The organism is Streptomyces sp. NBC_00996 (genome assembly GCF_045162675.1).
In the GTDB taxonomy this organism is placed as follows: Bacteria; Actinomycetota; Actinomycetes; order Streptomycetales; family Streptomycetaceae; genus Streptomyces.
In genome coordinates this window covers 7,571,201-7,586,949 of record NZ_CP108723.1, presented here as the reverse complement: position 1 = coordinate 7,586,949, position 15,749 = coordinate 7,571,201, and the positions used below count along the sequence as shown (strand labels likewise).

At 68.8% G+C, this 15,749-nt stretch carries 11 protein-coding genes and 1 pseudogene; 10 read left to right on the top strand and 2 right to left on the bottom strand.

Annotation, left to right across the window (positions count from 1 at the left end; all coding sequences use genetic code 11):
• Nucleotides 1-89: 89 nt before the first annotated feature.
• A complete protein-coding gene (locus tag OG390_RS35620) occupies nt 90-2,021 on the top strand; it encodes an ABC transporter transmembrane domain-containing protein (protein WP_406173594.1) in 1,932 nt (643 codons plus the stop codon).
• On the top strand, nt 2,018-3,775 hold the full coding sequence (locus tag OG390_RS35615) for an ABC transporter ATP-binding protein (protein WP_406173592.1): 1,758 nt from the start codon (nt 2,018-2,020) through the stop codon (nt 3,773-3,775). The genes OG390_RS35620 and OG390_RS35615 overlap by 4 nt, the downstream gene beginning before the upstream one ends.
• Nucleotides 3,776-3,952: 177 nt before the next feature.
• Here OG390_RS35615 and OG390_RS35610 read toward each other — a convergent pair whose 3' ends face one another.
• Nucleotides 3,953-4,234: a hypothetical protein gene (locus tag OG390_RS35610; protein WP_406173591.1), complete on the bottom strand. Its 282-nt coding sequence runs from the start codon at nt 4,232-4,234 to the stop codon at nt 3,953-3,955.
• Between the two features lie 266 nt (nt 4,235-4,500).
• On the opposite strand from OG390_RS35610, the gene OG390_RS35605 reads away from it, so the two are divergent.
• The 8 genes and pseudogenes from OG390_RS35605 to OG390_RS35570 all read left to right on the top strand — a co-directional run bounded on the left by OG390_RS35605 (nt 4,501) and on the right by OG390_RS35570 (nt 14,841).
• Nucleotides 4,501-6,546, top strand: a complete 2,046-nt coding sequence (locus OG390_RS35605; RefSeq protein WP_406173589.1) for a M4 family metallopeptidase — start codon at nt 4,501-4,503, stop codon at nt 6,544-6,546.
• A 301-nt stretch (nt 6,547-6,847) separates the two neighbouring features.
• Nucleotides 6,848-8,506 carry a M4 family metallopeptidase gene (locus OG390_RS35600; protein WP_406173587.1) on the top strand — a complete coding sequence of 553 codons (1,659 nt, stop codon included), beginning with the start codon at nt 6,848-6,850 and terminating at the stop codon, nt 8,504-8,506.
• A gap of 70 nt (nt 8,507-8,576) precedes the next feature.
• Nucleotides 8,577-9,080, top strand: a complete 504-nt coding sequence (locus OG390_RS35595; protein ID WP_406173585.1) for a DUF1990 family protein — start codon at nt 8,577-8,579, stop codon at nt 9,078-9,080.
• 390 nt (nt 9,081-9,470) lie between these two features.
• Nucleotides 9,471-9,695 (top strand): hypothetical protein, encoded by a 225-nt coding sequence (locus OG390_RS35590; RefSeq protein WP_019888794.1) that lies wholly within the window; start codon nt 9,471-9,473, stop codon nt 9,693-9,695.
• Complete coding sequence (locus OG390_RS35585; protein WP_406173582.1) at nt 9,692-10,102, top strand: type II toxin-antitoxin system VapC family toxin; 411 nt, start codon at nt 9,692-9,694, stop codon at nt 10,100-10,102. Before OG390_RS35590 ends, OG390_RS35585 begins: the two co-directional genes overlap by 4 nt.
• A gap of 993 nt (nt 10,103-11,095) precedes the next feature.
• Nucleotides 11,096-11,980, top strand: a pseudogene (locus OG390_RS35580) (reverse transcriptase N-terminal domain-containing protein); the annotation flags it as partial.
• A gap of 594 nt (nt 11,981-12,574) precedes the next feature.
• Entirely contained in the window at nt 12,575-13,864 is a 1,290-nt protein-coding gene (gene ltrA / locus OG390_RS35575; RefSeq protein ID WP_406170409.1) for a group II intron reverse transcriptase/maturase, read from the top strand.
• Nucleotides 13,865-13,977: 113 nt separating this feature from the next.
• Nucleotides 13,978-14,841 (top strand): group II intron maturase-specific domain-containing protein, encoded by an 864-nt coding sequence (locus OG390_RS35570; protein WP_406173580.1) that lies wholly within the window; start codon nt 13,978-13,980, stop codon nt 14,839-14,841.
• A 302-nt stretch (nt 14,842-15,143) separates the two neighbouring features.
• Here the strand turns inward: OG390_RS35570 and OG390_RS35565 are convergent, their stop codons facing one another.
• Complete coding sequence (locus OG390_RS35565; RefSeq protein WP_406173572.1) at nt 15,144-15,575, bottom strand: winged helix-turn-helix domain-containing protein; 432 nt, start codon at nt 15,573-15,575, stop codon at nt 15,144-15,146.
• Nucleotides 15,576-15,749: the final 174 nt, after the last annotated feature.

Here is a 15,749-nt window from a genome sequence, read left to right as displayed (position 1 = left end):
CCCTCCGGCGTTCGAGGAGCGGGGTCCGGGGCGGAGCCCCGGGTCGGGACGGGAAGGGGCGGAGAGGGCGGGAAGAGAAGGGGGAGCTGATGATCGACGCGTACGAGGATCCCGGGACGCCGGACTGTCGTGGCGGCTGGTGGTATCTGTGGTGGCTGGTCACCCGGCAGGCGGGGCGGTCGGCCGCTGGCGCGTTGATCGCCAGCGTGTGGATGGCGCTCCTGGCGCTGACGCCGTATCTGCTGTCCCGTGCCATCGACGACGGTCTGGAGCCGGGCGACCAGTCCGCGCTGGTCGGCTGGACCGCCGCCGTGCTGGGCATCGGGGTGTTCAACGCCTGGCTGGGCGTGATGCGGCACCGCACCATGACCAAGCTCCGGATGGACGCCAACTTCCGTACGGTCAAGGTCGTGGTCGAGCAGTCGACCCGGCTGGGAGCCGCGCTGTCGCACCAGGTCGGGGCCGGGGAGGTGGTCACGATCGGCGTCGGCGACGTGCAGACGATCAGTACGTCGCTGACCGTCGTGGGCCCCGGTCTGGCCGCGCTGTTCACCTACGGCGTGGTGGCGGCGCTGCTGCTGTCGGTCTCGCTCCAGCTGGCCGTGGTGATCCTGCTCGGAGTGCCGCTGATCGCCGTGCTCATCGGACCGCTGATGAGTCGGCTGCAGGGCACGGAGACGGAGTACCGCGAGCGACAGGGCGTGCTGACCGCCCGGATCGGCGACCTCGCCGGCGGCCTGCGCGTTCTCAACGGGCTGGGCGGCAAGGGGCTGTTCGCCGACGCCTTCCGCCGCGACTCGCAGGCGCTGCGGGTGCAGGGGTACCGGGTGGGGTCCGCGACCAGCTGGCTCCAGGCGCTGGGTACGGGTCTGCCGACACTGTTCCTCGCCGTGGTGACATGGCTCGCGGCCCGGCTGGCCGCCCAAGGGGACATCACCATCGGCGAGTTGGTGTCGGTGTACGGCTATGTCGCGGTTCTCGTGATGCCGGTGGCCTTCTTCATCGATTGCGGCTACCAGCTCAGCCGGGGCGTGGTCGCCGCCCGGCGTGTCGCACGGTTCCTGGCCCTGCGGCCCGCCGCCGGACGCCCGGACGCACTGGACGCGCCCTCGTCGCCCGCGGTGCTGCACGATCCGGAGTCCGGCGTCCGGGTGGTGCCGGGGCAGCTGACCGCGCTGGCCGGTGCCCGCCCCGCGGAGTCCGCGGCCGTGGTGGACCGCCTCGGCCGGTATGCGCAATCGGCGGTGACCTGGGGCGGCGTACGGCTCGACGAGATCGCCCTGCCGCAGGTGCGCGAGCGCATCCTGGTGGCGGACAACGAGGCCGACCTGTTCGCGGGCACCCTGCGCGACCTGGTCTCGGGCAGTCGGGCGCACGGCGACGAAGCCCTGGCACGGGCCGTGCACGCGGCTGTGGCGGACGACATCGTCCTCGGACTGCCCGACGGTCTCGACTCGGCCGTCGACGCGCAGGGCCGCAGTCTCTCCGGCGGTCAGCGGCAGCGGGTACGTCTCGTGCGGGCGCTCCTCGCCGATCCCGAGGTGCTGCTCGCGGTCGAACCCACCTCGGCGCTCGACGCGCACACCGAGGCGGCCGTCGCGGCCCGGCTGCGCACCGCGCGCACCGACCGCACCACGGTCGTCACCAGCACCTCTCCGCTGCTGCTGGAGCAGGTGGACAGCGTGTGCTTCCTGGTCGACGGGAAGGTCACGGCCGTGGGAACCCATCGCGAGCTCCTGGACGGGGAGCCGGGTTACCGCGCGCTGGTGGCCCGCGACGCGGACCTGGAGACGGAAGCGGAGGTGGACGCGGCCCCGGAGGCGGACGCGAACCCGGAGACGGACCCGAACCCGGAGACGGACCCGAACCCGAACCCGGTGACGGGCGCGAACCCGGAGACGGACGCGGGCCTGGAGACGGACGCGAACCCGGAGGCGGACGCGAACCCGGAGGCGGACGCGCACCCGGAGGCGGACGCGCACCCGCGGCCCGCCGTCAAGGCCGAGGAGGCCGTGCGATGAGTGCGCACCTGCCGATCGCCGAGCCCGCCGATGTGCGCCGGGCGTCCGTGCGGCTGATCCGGGCGGACGGGCGGGCCTTCGTCGCCGTGCTCGGCCTCAACGTGCTGGCCGCCGGGGCCGGTCTGGTCAGCCCCTGGCTGCTCGGACGGATCATCGACGACGTACGGGCCGGGGGCGGTGTGGACGCCGTGGACCGGCTGGCGTTCGTCATCCTGGTGTGCTCGCTGGCGCAGCTGCTGCTGGCGCGGTGGGCCCGGTATGTGGGGCACCGCTTCGGGGAGCGCACGCTGGCGCGGGTGCGGGAGGAGTTCGTCGATCGGGCGCTGTCACTGCCGGCCTCGGTCGTGGAGCGGGCGGGCACGGGCGACCTGACCGCGCGCGGCACCGCAGACGTCACCGTGGTGGGCAACACCCTGCGCGACGCGGGGCCCGAGCTGCTCATCGCCTCCGCCCAGGCGCTGTTCATCCTCGGCGCGGTCTTCGTCATCGACCCGCTGCTCGGCGGCTGCGGGGTGCTCGGCCTGGTCGGTATCCGGTTCGCGCTGCGCTGGTATCTGCGCCGGGCCCGCACCGGCTATCTCGCCGAGGGGGCCGCCACGTCGGAGGTCGCCGAGATCCTCGCGGCGACCGCGTCCGGCGCCCGCACGGTCGAGGCGTTCGGACTGCAGGAGCGCCGGATCGCCGCGAGCCGGGACGCGCTGGAGACTGCCCGCCGGAAGCGGATGTGGACGCTGTTCCTGCGCAGCGTGTTCTTTCCGGCCGTGGAGATCTCGTATGTCATTCCCGTGGTCGGCGTGCTGATGGTGGGCGGCATCCTGCACGCGCGGGGTGCCATGAGCCTGGGTGTCGTCATCTCCGCGGCCCTGTACATGCGCCAGCTGGGTGAGCCGCTGGACCAGATCCTGATGCGGGTCGAGCAACTGCAGAGCAGCAGCGCCTCCTTCGCCCGTGTGGAGGGCCTCGCACGGGCACCTCGGGCCGTCCCGTCCGGCTCCCCCACCCCGGTGGACGACCGGATCGACGTGACTGGTGTGCGCTACTCCTACGACCGCGGGGGCGAGGTGCTGCGCGGGGTCGATCTGACCGTGCGGCCCGGGGAGCGGCTGGCCGTGGTCGGCCCCTCCGGCGCCGGGAAGACCACCCTGAGCCGACTGCTGGCGGGCGTGGACGCGCCGGGCACCGGCACGGTGACGGTCGGCGGGGTGCCGATCGTCGCGCTCGACCCCGAGCAGCTGCGCCGACAGGTCGTCCTGGTCACGCAGGAGCACCATGTGTTCCTCGGGACGGTCCGCGACAACCTGCTGATCGCCGAACCCGCCGCCACCGACGCCGAGTTGTGGGCGGCTCTCGCCGCGGTCGGCGCCGAGGACTGGGCCGAGGAGCTGCCGGCGGGCCTCGACACCCGGCTGGGCCCCGAGGGCCATCGGGTGGACGGCTCGCGGGCTCAGCAACTCGCCCTGGCTCGGGTCGTGTTGGCCGACCCGCACACGCTGATCCTCGACGAGGCCACGGCGCTTTTGGACCCGACGACCGCCCGTCATACGGAACGCGCGCTGGTCGCCGTACTCGAAGGACGCACCGTCATCGCCATCGCGCACCGTCTGCACACCGCGCACGACGCGGACCGGGTGGCCGTGATGGAGGACGGCCGCCTGACCGAACTCGGCACGCACGACGAGCTCGTGGCGGCCGAGGGGGCGTATGCGGCGCTGTGGCATTCCTGGCACGGGGAGCGACGGCCTTCGGGCGGCTGACGTGCGGCGGGGCCCGGCCGGAGCCTCGTTCGCCCCCTCCGGCGCCGGCCCCGCCACCGCCCTCTCCGCCGGAGACGCCTCCTCCTCGCGCACCGCGGCGTCTCCGCCCTCCAGGACCCCGGCCGACGTCCGCAAATTTCACGAACAGGCCAATCGCGCGCAGAACGAGGAAAGTCATCACGGCGTCGCCGCGAGCACCGCGCCCGTGACCCCCGCCTGCTTCCACAGCTGGTCGAGCCTGCCGTACCGCCGGCCGCTGGTGGACCAGGCCGTGGAGCCGTCCTTGTCGAGGTGGACGCCGTCGCGGGGTCGGTCAGGGTCGCGACGAGCATGCCGCCCGCGAGACCCGCGACGACGTGGGTGCGGACGCCCCCCGAGCGCGTCGTCGACCGTGATGGTCCCGGAGCATGTCGGCGGAGCGAACTCCTCCTCACATGCCGGGGAAGATCCGCACACCATCCAACAAAGGGTTCGTATACCGAACATGACTTCCCGGACAACGAACCATTTCCGGCCAAGTTCTTGATGCGCTCCTGACAGAAAGCGTGATCCCCTGCCACTCTTCCCACGGCTGCTTCACAGCAACCCCACAGCTGTGCCGCTGTGTTGTGCCGCACGACCCCATGCACCTGGTTCCGCGTACCGCCCTGTTCTGCCCGGACGGGTCACCCATCGTCCGGTCTCCCCTGGCCGCGCGACCCGCGGCCACGCAGAAGGAGTCAGTGTTGAGTAGCAGTTCTCCCCACAGACGCACCTCCCACATCACCAAGCGCCGTGTCGCGGGCGTCGCCCTCGTCGGCGTCTCCGCCCTGTTGGCCGCGGCCGTCCAGTCGGGCGCGGCGAGCGCCGCCCCGGAGAAGGCACCTCGGGCCGGCAAGATCAACCCGGGTGCGGTCGCCATGAAGCTCACAGCGTCGCAGCGCGCCGAGCTCATACGCGACGCCAACGCCGCCAAGGCGACCACCGCCAAGGACCTGAGCCTCGGGGCCGAGGAGAGCCTGGTGGCGCGCGACGTCATCAAGGACCACGACGGCACCGTCCACACGCGCTACGAGCGGACCTACGCCGGACTCCCGGTCCTCGGCGGCGACTTGGTGGTCGACACCGCCAAGTCCGGCAGGACCGAGCACGTCTACAAGGCGACGAAGGCCGCTCTCAAGGTCGCCACCCTCAAGCCCGCGGTAGCCGCTGCCGAGGCGGAGCAGCAGGCACTGTCCGCCGCCAAGGCCGCGGGGTCGAAGAAGACCGACGCGGACCGCGCGCCCCGCATGGTGATCTGGGCCGCGAGCGGCAAGCCGGTCCTGGCGTACGAGACGGTCGTCGGCGGCCTTCAGGACGACGGCACCCCGAACCAGCTGCACGTCATCACCGACGCGGCCACCGGCAAGAAGCTCTACGAGTACCAGGGCATCAAGAACGGCATCGGCAACACCCAGTACAGCGGCCAGGTGACCCTGACGACCACCCAGTCGGGCTCCACCTTCACGCTGAACGACGGTGCGCGCGGCGGCCACAAGACGTACAACCTGAACCACGGGACGTCCGGCACCGGCACGCTGTTCTCCCAGACGAACGACACCTGGGGCAACGGCACCACGTCGAATGCCGCGACCGCCGGTGCCGACGCGCACTACGGCGCCGCGGAGACCTGGGACTTCTACAAGAACACCTTCGGCCGCAGCGGCATCAAGAACAACGGCGTGGGAGCGTACTCGCGCGTCCACTACGGCAACGCGTACGTCAACGCGTTCTGGGACGACGGCTGCTTCTGCATGACGTACGGCGACGGGTCCGGCAACGCCGACCCGCTGACCTCGCTGGACGTGGCCGGCCACGAGATGAGCCACGGCGTCACGTCGAACACCGCGGGTCTCAACTACTCCGGTGAGTCCGGCGGTCTGAACGAGGCGACCTCCGACATCTTCGGCACCGGCGTCGAGTTCTACGCCAACAACTCCTCCGATGTCGGCGACTACCTCATCGGCGAGAAGATCGACATCAACGGCGACGGCACCCCACTGCGCTACATGGACAAGCCGAGCAAGGACGGCGGCTCGGCGGACTCGTGGTATTCGGGTGTCGGCAACAAGGACGTGCACTACTCGTCCGGTGTCGCCAACCACTTCTTCTACCTGCTGAGCGAGGGCAGCGGCGCCAAGGTCATCAACGGCGTCAGCTACAACTCGCCGACCTCGGACGGTCTTCCGGTCACCGGCATCGGCCGCGACAAGGCACTGCAGATCTGGTACCGGGCGCTCACCACCAAGTTCGTCTCCACCACCAACTACGCGGCGGCCCGCACCGGCACGCTCGCGGCGGCGGGTGAGCTGTACGGCACGACGAGCGCCGAGTACGCGGCGGTCCAGGACGCGTGGGCCGCCGTGAACGTCGGTTCGCGGTCGGGCGGTGGCGGCGGTGGCGGCACCTCCTTCGACAACTCCACCAACGTATCGATTCCGGACAACGGCGCGGCGGTCTACTCCTCGGTCAGCGTCACCGGCATCAGCGGCAACGCGCCGAGCAACCTCCAGGTCGGCGTCGACATCAAGCACACCTGGCGCGGTGACCTGGTCATCGACCTGGTGGCCCCGGACGGTTCGACGTACCGCCTGAAGAACTCCAGCTGGTCCGACTCGGCGGACAACGTCATCGAGACGTACACGGTCAACGCCTCGTCCGAAGTCGCCAACGGCACCTGGAAGTTGAAGGTCCAGGACGTCGCGAGTTACGACACCGGCTACATCGACGACTTCAAGCTGACGTTCCCGTAGACCCCTCGCTTCCCGCAGGGCAACAGGACAGGGCGCCGTCCCGGAGGTTCAACTCCCCGGGGCGGCTCCCTCTTTGCGCTGCCAGGAGTTTGCGTCGACTCCCCTTTGGCGCAGATCGGCGCCCCGCGTCCGCACCGCACTGTTCACCCAATGATCGACTTTCGGCCAAGGTCGTTATGGACTCCTGACATGTACGCGCCCCAGATGACACTCTTCCACCGCACGGCTCACCCGCACCGCAACTTCACACTTCCGTTCGGCTACCCCACGCCGTTCGGTCGCCCCCACAAAAGGAGCTTGCGTGACCCCCCTCTACGCGCGTCACAAGCGCACCACTCTGGCCATAGCCACCGCTGTCGCGGCCGGAGCCCTGCTCACCACCGGTATGACCACCGGTGCGTCCGCCCAGACCGAGCCGACCCCGTCCGGCACGACGACCCTCGCCGGCGCCCCGGTCCAGCTGTCCTCGGCGGCGCGTACGACCCTCATCCAGCAGGCCCAGGCCGCCAGCACCGAGACGGCCAAGGAGATAGGCCTCGGCGCCAAGGAGCAGCTGGTCGTGCGCGACGTCCTCAAGGACGCCGACGGCACCGTCCACACCCGCTACGAGCGCACGTACAACGGCCTCCCGGTCCTCGGCGGCGACCTGGTCGTCCACCAGAAGCCCGGCAAGACCCAGAGCGTGACCAAGGCGACGAAGGCCACCATCAAGGTCGCCTCCCTCAAGCCGCAGATCGCCGCCGCCAAGGCCGAGAAGCAGGCGCTGACCGCCGCGAAGTCCGCGGGCTCGGGCAAGACCACCGCCGACAAGGCGCCCCGCAAGGTCATCTGGGCGGGCAGCGGCAAGCCGGTCCTCGCCTACGAGACCGTCGTCGGCGGTCTCCAGGACGACGGCACCCCGAACGAGCTGCACGTCATCACCGACGCCGCGACCGGCAAGAAGCTCTACGAGTACCAGGGCATCGAGACCGGCACCGGCAAGAGCCTCTACTCGGGCACGGTCAGCCTCAACACCGCCCTGTCGGGCTCGACGTACCAGCTGTACGACACCACGCGCGGCGGCCACAAGACCTACAACAAGTCGCACCGCACCAGCTCGTCGGCCGGCACCCTGTTCACCGACTCGGACGACACCTGGGGCACCGGCGCGGCCTCCAGCTCCTCCACCGACCAGACCGCGGCCGTCGACGCCGCCTACGGCGCGCAGGAGACCTGGGACTTCTACAAGAACACCTTCGGCCGCAGCGGCATCAAGAACAACGGCGTCGCCGCCTACTCCCGCGTCCACTACGGCAGGGCGTACGTCAATGCGTTCTGGGACGACAGCTGCTTCTGCATGACGTACGGCGACGGTGAGAGCAACACGCACCCGCTGACTTCCCTGGACGTGGCCGGCCACGAGATGAGCCACGGCGTCACGTCCAACACCGCCGGCCTCAACTACAGCGGCGAGTCCGGCGGCCTCAACGAGGCCACCTCGGACATCTTCGGCACGGGTGTGGAGTTCTACGCCAACAACTCCAAGGACGTCGGTGACTACCTCATCGGCGAGAAGATCGACATCAACGGCGACGGCACCCCGCTGCGCTACATGGACAAGCCGAGCAAGGACGGCGGTTCGGCGGACTCCTGGTCCTCCGGCGTCGGCAACCTGGACGTCCACTACTCGTCCGGCGTCGCGAACCACTTCTTCTACCTCCTCTCGGAGGGCAGCGGCGCCAAGACGATCAACGGGGTCAGCTACAACTCCCCGACGTCCAACGGCTCCACGGTCACCGGCATCGGCCGCGACAAGGCGCTGCAGATCTGGTACAAGGCGCTGACGACGTACTTCACGTCGACGACGAACTACAAGTCCGCCCGCACGGGCACGCTGAGCGCGGCGGCGGCCCTGTACGGCTCCAGCAGCACCGAGTACAAGGCGGTGGCCGCGGCCTGGTCCGCAGTCAACGTGAGCTAGCTCTCCTCAGTCGAACGACGGCGGTACCCGGGGCGAAGGCAACCCCGGGTACCGCCCTACGCTGTCCCCCATGCCCTACACGTACGAGGACGTGGGCGCGACCCGCGAGGACCGCTGCCCACCGGGCTTCCACCGACTGCATGTCCGCTCCCGCATCGGCGAGGGCGAGGCCGTCTTCCGCCGCGCCTCCGATGCCCTCATGAGCTGGGAGATGCACCGCGCCCTGGGCGTCGGCATCACCTCCGACGCCGACAAGGCCGCCCCCGGAGTCGACGTCACGGTCGGACTCGGCCCGATCAAGGCCCCCTGCCGCGTGGTCTGGACGGCCGAGGAACCCCGCCGCACCGCCTGGGCCTACGGCACGCTTTCCGGCCATCCCGAGTGCGGCGAGGAGTCCTTCGTCATCACCCGCACGGGCGACGGCACCGTCTGGCTCACCATCACCGCCTTCAGCCGCGCGGCGAAGTGGTACGCCCGCGCGGGTGGAGCCGCCACGAGGGGGCTCCAGCACGCGTACGCCCAAAGGTGTGGAAAGGTACTGCGCCGGTTGTGCGCGGGCTTTGAGGAATCCTGAACCCATGCGCCGGGCTCCGCTCGCACCACTCCGAGTGACGGCCGCTTCCGGGGGAGCCAGGGGGCAACTGCGGCCTACCGGTGGCCGCCGACATGCGCGACCGGCACGACGTGGGCCTGCGGGAGATCGACCGGGCCCTGCGGGACCTTGAGTGCGTCGACCAGCGGCTTATCGCCAGCGAGCACATAGTACGTGTGCTACGCGACCCCTCCTCACCTGCGTTTTCGCAGGTCATCGGCGGTTTCGTGCTCCGCTGACGTCCGTGGCTGTGCCCTGGCGTCCGTACTTTTTGCCGTCAGCGCTGCCGTCAGAGGTGTAGACCACAACGAAGCAGCGGGGCGGCCCGGCAACTCCTGGGCCGACGGCGGCTGCGGACCCTACACTGAGCGCATGACCGTACGCGAGGAAGCACACCGGCTGCTCGACGCGGTGCCGGAGGACCGGCTACCCGACGCCATAGAGCTGCTGCGGCAGTGGGCGGAGGTGGAGCGCGGCGAGCGCCCCCGCCGCCGGTTCCGCACGACAGGCGTCTTCGACGGCGAACCCGACCTCGCGGTCCGCTCCAAGGAGATCGTCCGCGACGCCTGGGCCAGTGAGGAGCCCCGGAGCGCGTGATCGTCATCGACACCGGCCCCGTGGTGGCAGCCGCCAACCGCAAGGACGACCACCACCTGCAGTGCGTCGACCTGCTCCAGAACTTCCCCGGCCCGCTCCTGCTGCCCGCCCCACTGCTGACCGAGATCGGCTACATGCTCGCCAGTCGTGCCGGGGCCAAGGCGGAGGCCGATTTCCTGCGCGACGTCGCGGACGGCGTCTACGAACTGGTGCCCGTGACCTCCTCCGAGGTCAGCCGGGCCGCCGACCTGGTCGAGCAGTACGCGAGCCTGCCCCTGGGCACCGCCGACGCCTTCGTCGTAGCGGTCGCCGAGAAGTACCGCGCGGTCAACATCGCCACCCTGGACCGCCGCCACTTCAGCGTGGTGCGCCCGAGCCACCTCCCGGCATTCACTCTGCTGCCGTAGCCGGGCCGCCGCGCTGACGTGCCCGATCGCGCAGGGGTCGGCGGGACCTTGGACCGGTGTCCTGTCCGGTATTTCCCCCGGCGACCCGTTCGCCGGGCAGGCCGTCCTCGGGCGTCGGGGCGGGGTCGGTACGCTTGCCGGTCCGGCGGCGCGGAGACCGGGCGGGGAGGGGTCTGCCGACGGCGGGCCGCCGGGGGCATCGCTCCCCGCTGGGGCGGGCTGGCCGCCGCCCTCGGCGGGCCCGTGCGACGCCACGTGCAGGGTCGGCCCCCTGGGCGGCCCGGTGTCTGCGATCCGGCCGTAGGACGGTCGTAGGCGACAACTTGCTGTGCGACGTGAGGTCGCATTTTCCGAAGTGAGGTGGATTTCGTGGAGAGGCTCTGACAAAGGAATTTCCTCCGAATCAGTGTCTGGATTCGTCCCCGCACTCACATGCGTCGCTGGCAACGGCGGGGTGTGAAGCTGAGCGTTCACGCCCAAGGGGCCTCGGCCATCGAGGGCCACAGGCAAGGGGAAGGCTGGACGGGCGAACACGCGTGAACTCCTGGTTGATGCCTCGTGATATCGAACCCTGGGATGGCTGGTCTTCGCAGGGAAGGGCCCGGTGCTGCAAGGCACCAGCGGCTTCCGGTGCAAGCAACATCGGAAGTAGGACACCGACGGCCCCGGGGTATAGGGAGCGCCCACCCCAGCCGCATCTTCGAAATGCGGAACACGGAAACCCTGACGGGGTCCGGAGGAATCCGGTAAGCCGACCGTAAGGAAGGCCCAACTCCCCGGCAGGAACAGGATGGTCCAAGAAGCGAACGCCGGTCGGCCGAAAGGTCAGGGGAAACCGGGTGGCGGCCCTCTCCGCCCGCCGCCCGCCATAACTCGCCGGATACGGGCCCTGGTGGCCCGGCCCGAAAGGGCGCCCACGTGGACCAGGTGAGCCTTTGAAGCCCTACGCAAAGGCGCCGGAACCAAGGGACAAGTTAGATGCCGGAGGCGCGCATGAGCAGCACAGTGGCGTGGACCGCCCGCGCGTCCGAGGTGAACGGACCCGAAGGCTATTCGCCCACACGAACCTGGCACAGCGTTGACTGGGCCGCGTGTGAGCGGAATGTACGGCGGCTGAGGCAGCGGATTTTCAAGGCATCGCGGGAAGGGGACCTGAAGAGGGTCCGGAACTTGCAGAAGCTCATGCTGCGAAGCCGCAGCAACACGCTGGTGAGCGTGCGGCGGGTGACGCAGCAGAGCAGGGGGCGCAAGACCGCTGGCATCGACGGAGAACGTGCCCTCACACCGGCGGCGCGGGCCAAACTGGCAGCTCACAGCCACCGGTTGGCCACTCCGTGGAAAGTTCAGCCGGTCAAGCGCGTGTACATCCCCAAGGCGAATGGGAAGCAGCGCCCGCTCGGTATTCCGGTCATCCGTGACCGGGTGCTCCAGGCCCGTGTGAAGAACGCGCTGGAGCCCGAGTGGGAGGCCAGGTTCGAGGCGAGATCGTATGGGTTCCGCCCCGGACGTGGCTGCCAGGACGCGATCTGTGCCATCCGGGCCTCCACGCGGGACCCCAAGGCGAAGCGCCGTTGGGCGCTGGACGCGGATCTGGAAGGGGCGTTCGACCGCATCAGTCACGATCACCTGATGGCCATGATCGGGCAGTTTCCCGCCAGGAATCTGCTCCGGGGCTGGCTGCGGGCCGGCGTGATGGAGAACGGCCGTTGGGCGCCGACCGAGGAGGGCACTCCCCAGGGCGGCGTCGTGAGCCCTTTGCTGCTGAACATCGCCCTGCATGGGATGGAAGAGGCCGCGGGATTCCGCTATGAGAACCGCAAGGGGCGGGAGACCAACACCGCCCCGGGAGTCCCCGTGTTGGTGCGGTATGCCGATGACTGTGCGCCACGAACACAACAGGAGGTTCTGATGTAGACGGAAGCTCTTGACGTGGTGCTGCACTGGTGATGGAGGTAGGCCCTCCGGGATCGCCCACACAGGGGGAGATCTCAAATCGCCGCAGGTTGCTCCGGTGAATGAGCCGGGGTGATGAGCACTGCGGAAAAGGCGCACGAGATGCGTCAGGTGCGTGCCGAGAAGGCGAACGCGAGTGAACCACTGCTGAAGTGTCGTAAGCGTATGAGTGGTTGCCGAAACCGGGGTCCAGTTGTTGCCCCGGGACAAGTCTGGCGGGTTCCTGTATTCCTGGCCAGGTGGCGGCCCGGCATGAAGGTGGCGCGAGCTCGGTGACAGGCACCAGTGCGGAACGTGGGAACCCCTCGCCGCGATGCTGCCGACGGTCAAGTTGAAGGCCGGTTGGCGATAAGGGAGAACCCCAAGCAGCTAAAACTGTGAGGGGCTGAGTACCGATGCGTGGCAGGGGGACGGACCGCCTCGTAGTAGTGATGAAGTCCCTGTAATGGGGATGGAGCGAAGGGGGCGGGTTGTCCTGATCTTGTTTGGTGGTCAACCGGTATGTCCGGGAGGAGCCAGGTGAACGGATCAAGGCCGCAGGCCGAGGTCAAGTCGTTCTATATTTCCAAGTCGATGGTGTGGGAGGCGTATCTGAGGGTCAAAGCCAATCGGGGTGCACCCGGGGTGGACGGCGTTTCGATCGAGCAGTTCGAGCAGAACCTCAAGGGAAATCTGTACAAGCTGTGGAATCGTATGTCGTCTGGCTCGTATTTCCCTCCGGCGGTGAAGGCCGTGGAGATCCCCAAGGCGGGCGGGAAAGGTGTCCGTGTGCTTGGGGTGCCCACTGTGGCTGACCGGATCGCCCAGACGGTGGCCGCGATGTATCTGGAGAGGCGGGTGGAGCCTGTGTTCCATCCGGACTCCTACGGGTACCGGCCGAGGCGGTCTGCGCTGGACGCGGTGGAGACGTGCCGGCGGCGTTGTTGGCGGAACGACTGGGTGGTCGATCTCGACATTCGGGCGTTCTTCGACAGCGTGGACCATGAGCTGATGCTCAAGGCCGTCGAGCGGCATGTTGACGCAGACGGGAAGTGGGTCCTGCTTTATGTCCGGCGGTGGCTTGTGGCGCCGCTGGCGAAGGCGGACGGTTCGGTGCAGGAAAGGGATCGCGGGACTCCCCAGGGGTCGGCGATCTCGCCCGTGTTGGCGAATCTGTATCTCCACTACGCGTTCGATGAGTGGCTGGGGCGGGAGTTTCCGCACATCACGTTCGAGCGGTATTGCGACGATGCGGTGATTCACTGCCGCAGCGAGCACCAGGCCCGCCGCGTGCGGGACGCGCTCGCAGCGAGATTGGCGCAGGTCGGCCTGGAGTTGCATCCCGGCAAGACGCGCATCGTGTATTGCAAGGACGCTGACCGACGCGGCTCGTTCGAGCACACGTCGTTTACGTTCCTCGGGTACACGTTCCGGCCGAGGCTGGCCAAGAACCGGTATGGGAAGCACTTTGTGAACTTCCTGCCCGCGGTCAGCAAGGAGGCGATCAAGGCGATGGGCAAGGAGATGCGTTCCTGGCGCATCGCTCAACGCAGTGACAAGTCCCTGATGGACCTTGCACGGATGTTCAACAGCGTCGTGCAGGGATGGATCAACTATTACGGACGCTTCTACAAGTCCATGTTGTATCCCCTTCTCCGGCGCATCAACCGCATGTTGGTGGGCTGGGCTTGTCAGAAGTACAAACGACTACGCCGCCGGGAGAAACGCGCGGGAGAACTACTGGCTGGCACGGCCCGCCGGTATCCCAACATGTTCGCCCACTGGCGGTTCGGCCTCAAACCTGATGGCTGGGCAATGGGAGCCGTGTGAGCCGAGAGGCTCCCGCACGGTTCTGCGAGCGGCGGCGGGTGAGATTCCCGCCGCCGACTCACCTCGTGGTGTTGTGCCACAGCAAGGAGGAGGCATATCGGGCGAAGGAGGATTTGACGGCCTGGCTTGCGCCCAGGGGTCTGCGCTTCAACGAGGCCAAGACGCATGTGGTCCACCTCGATGAGGGGTTCGACTTCCTGGGATTCACCGTGAAGCGACACGGGGACAAGCTGGTCATCAGGCCGAGCAGGGCAGCGTGCAACAAACTCCGGAAACGGCTGAGAGCGGACGCGCGCGCTCTGCGTGGCGGTCCGGCCAAGGCCGTTGTCCACGCGTTCAACCCAGTAGCCAAGGGTTGGAGTGCGTACTACCGGAGTGCGGCGTCCTATCGGGCCTTCTGCTCGATGGACTACTACATGTTCACGCTGCTCTACAAGTGGGCGAAGCATAGTCACTCGAATCGTTCGGGGCTGTGGATTAAGCGCCACTATTTCGGCCGGTTCAACAAGTCCAGGCGGGACAACTGGGTATTCGGCGACAAAGCCAGTGGCGCCTACCTCCAGAAGTTCGCATGGACTGCTTATGCCCGCCATGTCCCAGTGAAGGGGGCGGCGTCTCCGAACGACCCGGCCCTGAAGGGCTATTGGCGGGCGCGTCGCCGCATCAAAGCGCCGCCGCCGATGGGGAAGACGAGTCTGCTCCTGGCGGCGCGGCAGAAGGGCGTGTGTCCACTCTGTCGTGAGGCGTTGATCGAAGGAGCCGAATACGAACCGGACAATGTGCGTGAGTGGATTGCCTGGTTCTCGGCGTCGAGGAAGCTGCTCAACAAGCACCACCTCGTTTACCGGAGAGACGGCGGTACAGACGCACGAGCCAACCTCCGCCTCGTGCATGCTGATTGCCATCGTCAGCATCATGCAAACGACGGAAATCAGACCGTAAGTTCACGTCCCGCGAAGCCCAAGTGGCTTGCTTGAGCCGGATGCGGTGAAAGTCGCACGTCCGGTTCTGAGGGGGCCGGGGCGCAGTGATGCGCTCCGGCTACCCGACGTGCGACGCGCGAGGGCTCCACGCCCACAACTTAGCTCCGGCGGCACCAGGTTGGGCCCAGCTCGCGCCTTGGCCCGGCCACCCGCTGGCACCCAGGACGGGCGTCGGCTGCTTGCCCGACGGTGGGCCGGTCGGCGATGTTCGGCCGGTTCAGACGGGCGGGTGCCGCCTTGAACCTCGTAGAGAAAATCTGAACGCACCGCCCTGCCCAGCGTCCCGGCACGGCGGGTCAGTGGCCCCGCTCGCCGCCGTCCGACTCCAGTGCCTCGACGCGGCCACGGAGGTCGGCGATCTGCCGAGCGGCCTCGGCCAGCGCACGTTCCAGCGCCTCGACGCGGGCCGCCGTCCCGCCGGCGGGGGCGGTCGCCTCCGGGCCGTCGAGGTCGTCGGCGGGGTGGTCGTAGTGGGCGACGAAGGCGCCTTTGCCGGGGCGGGAGACCGCCCATCCTTCCTGCTTCAGCAGGGTCATGGCCTTCTGCACGGTCAGGCTCGACGCCCCGAACTCCCGCATCAGCACGGCCTGCGTCGGCAACGGATCCCCCGCGCCGAGTCCGCCGGAGCGGATCCGCTCACGCAGAGCCTCGGCGATCACCTCGAACGTCAGCTGCACCCCGCTGCCTGCCGGCCTCCGCCCGCGCCGCCCCACCACCACGCCGGTCACCCCCGCTTTCCACGCCCTCTACCAGCGAAATCCGGCCCGCCCAAACCGGGAAACCGCCCCCACACTACCCGCGTCCCACCACCCACCAGAAAGGAATCAGGAGGGATGCACTTGAATGCGCCCGTGAGGCGATGTTAACGTCACGCACCCGCCGGTGATCACCACCGCGCCCCG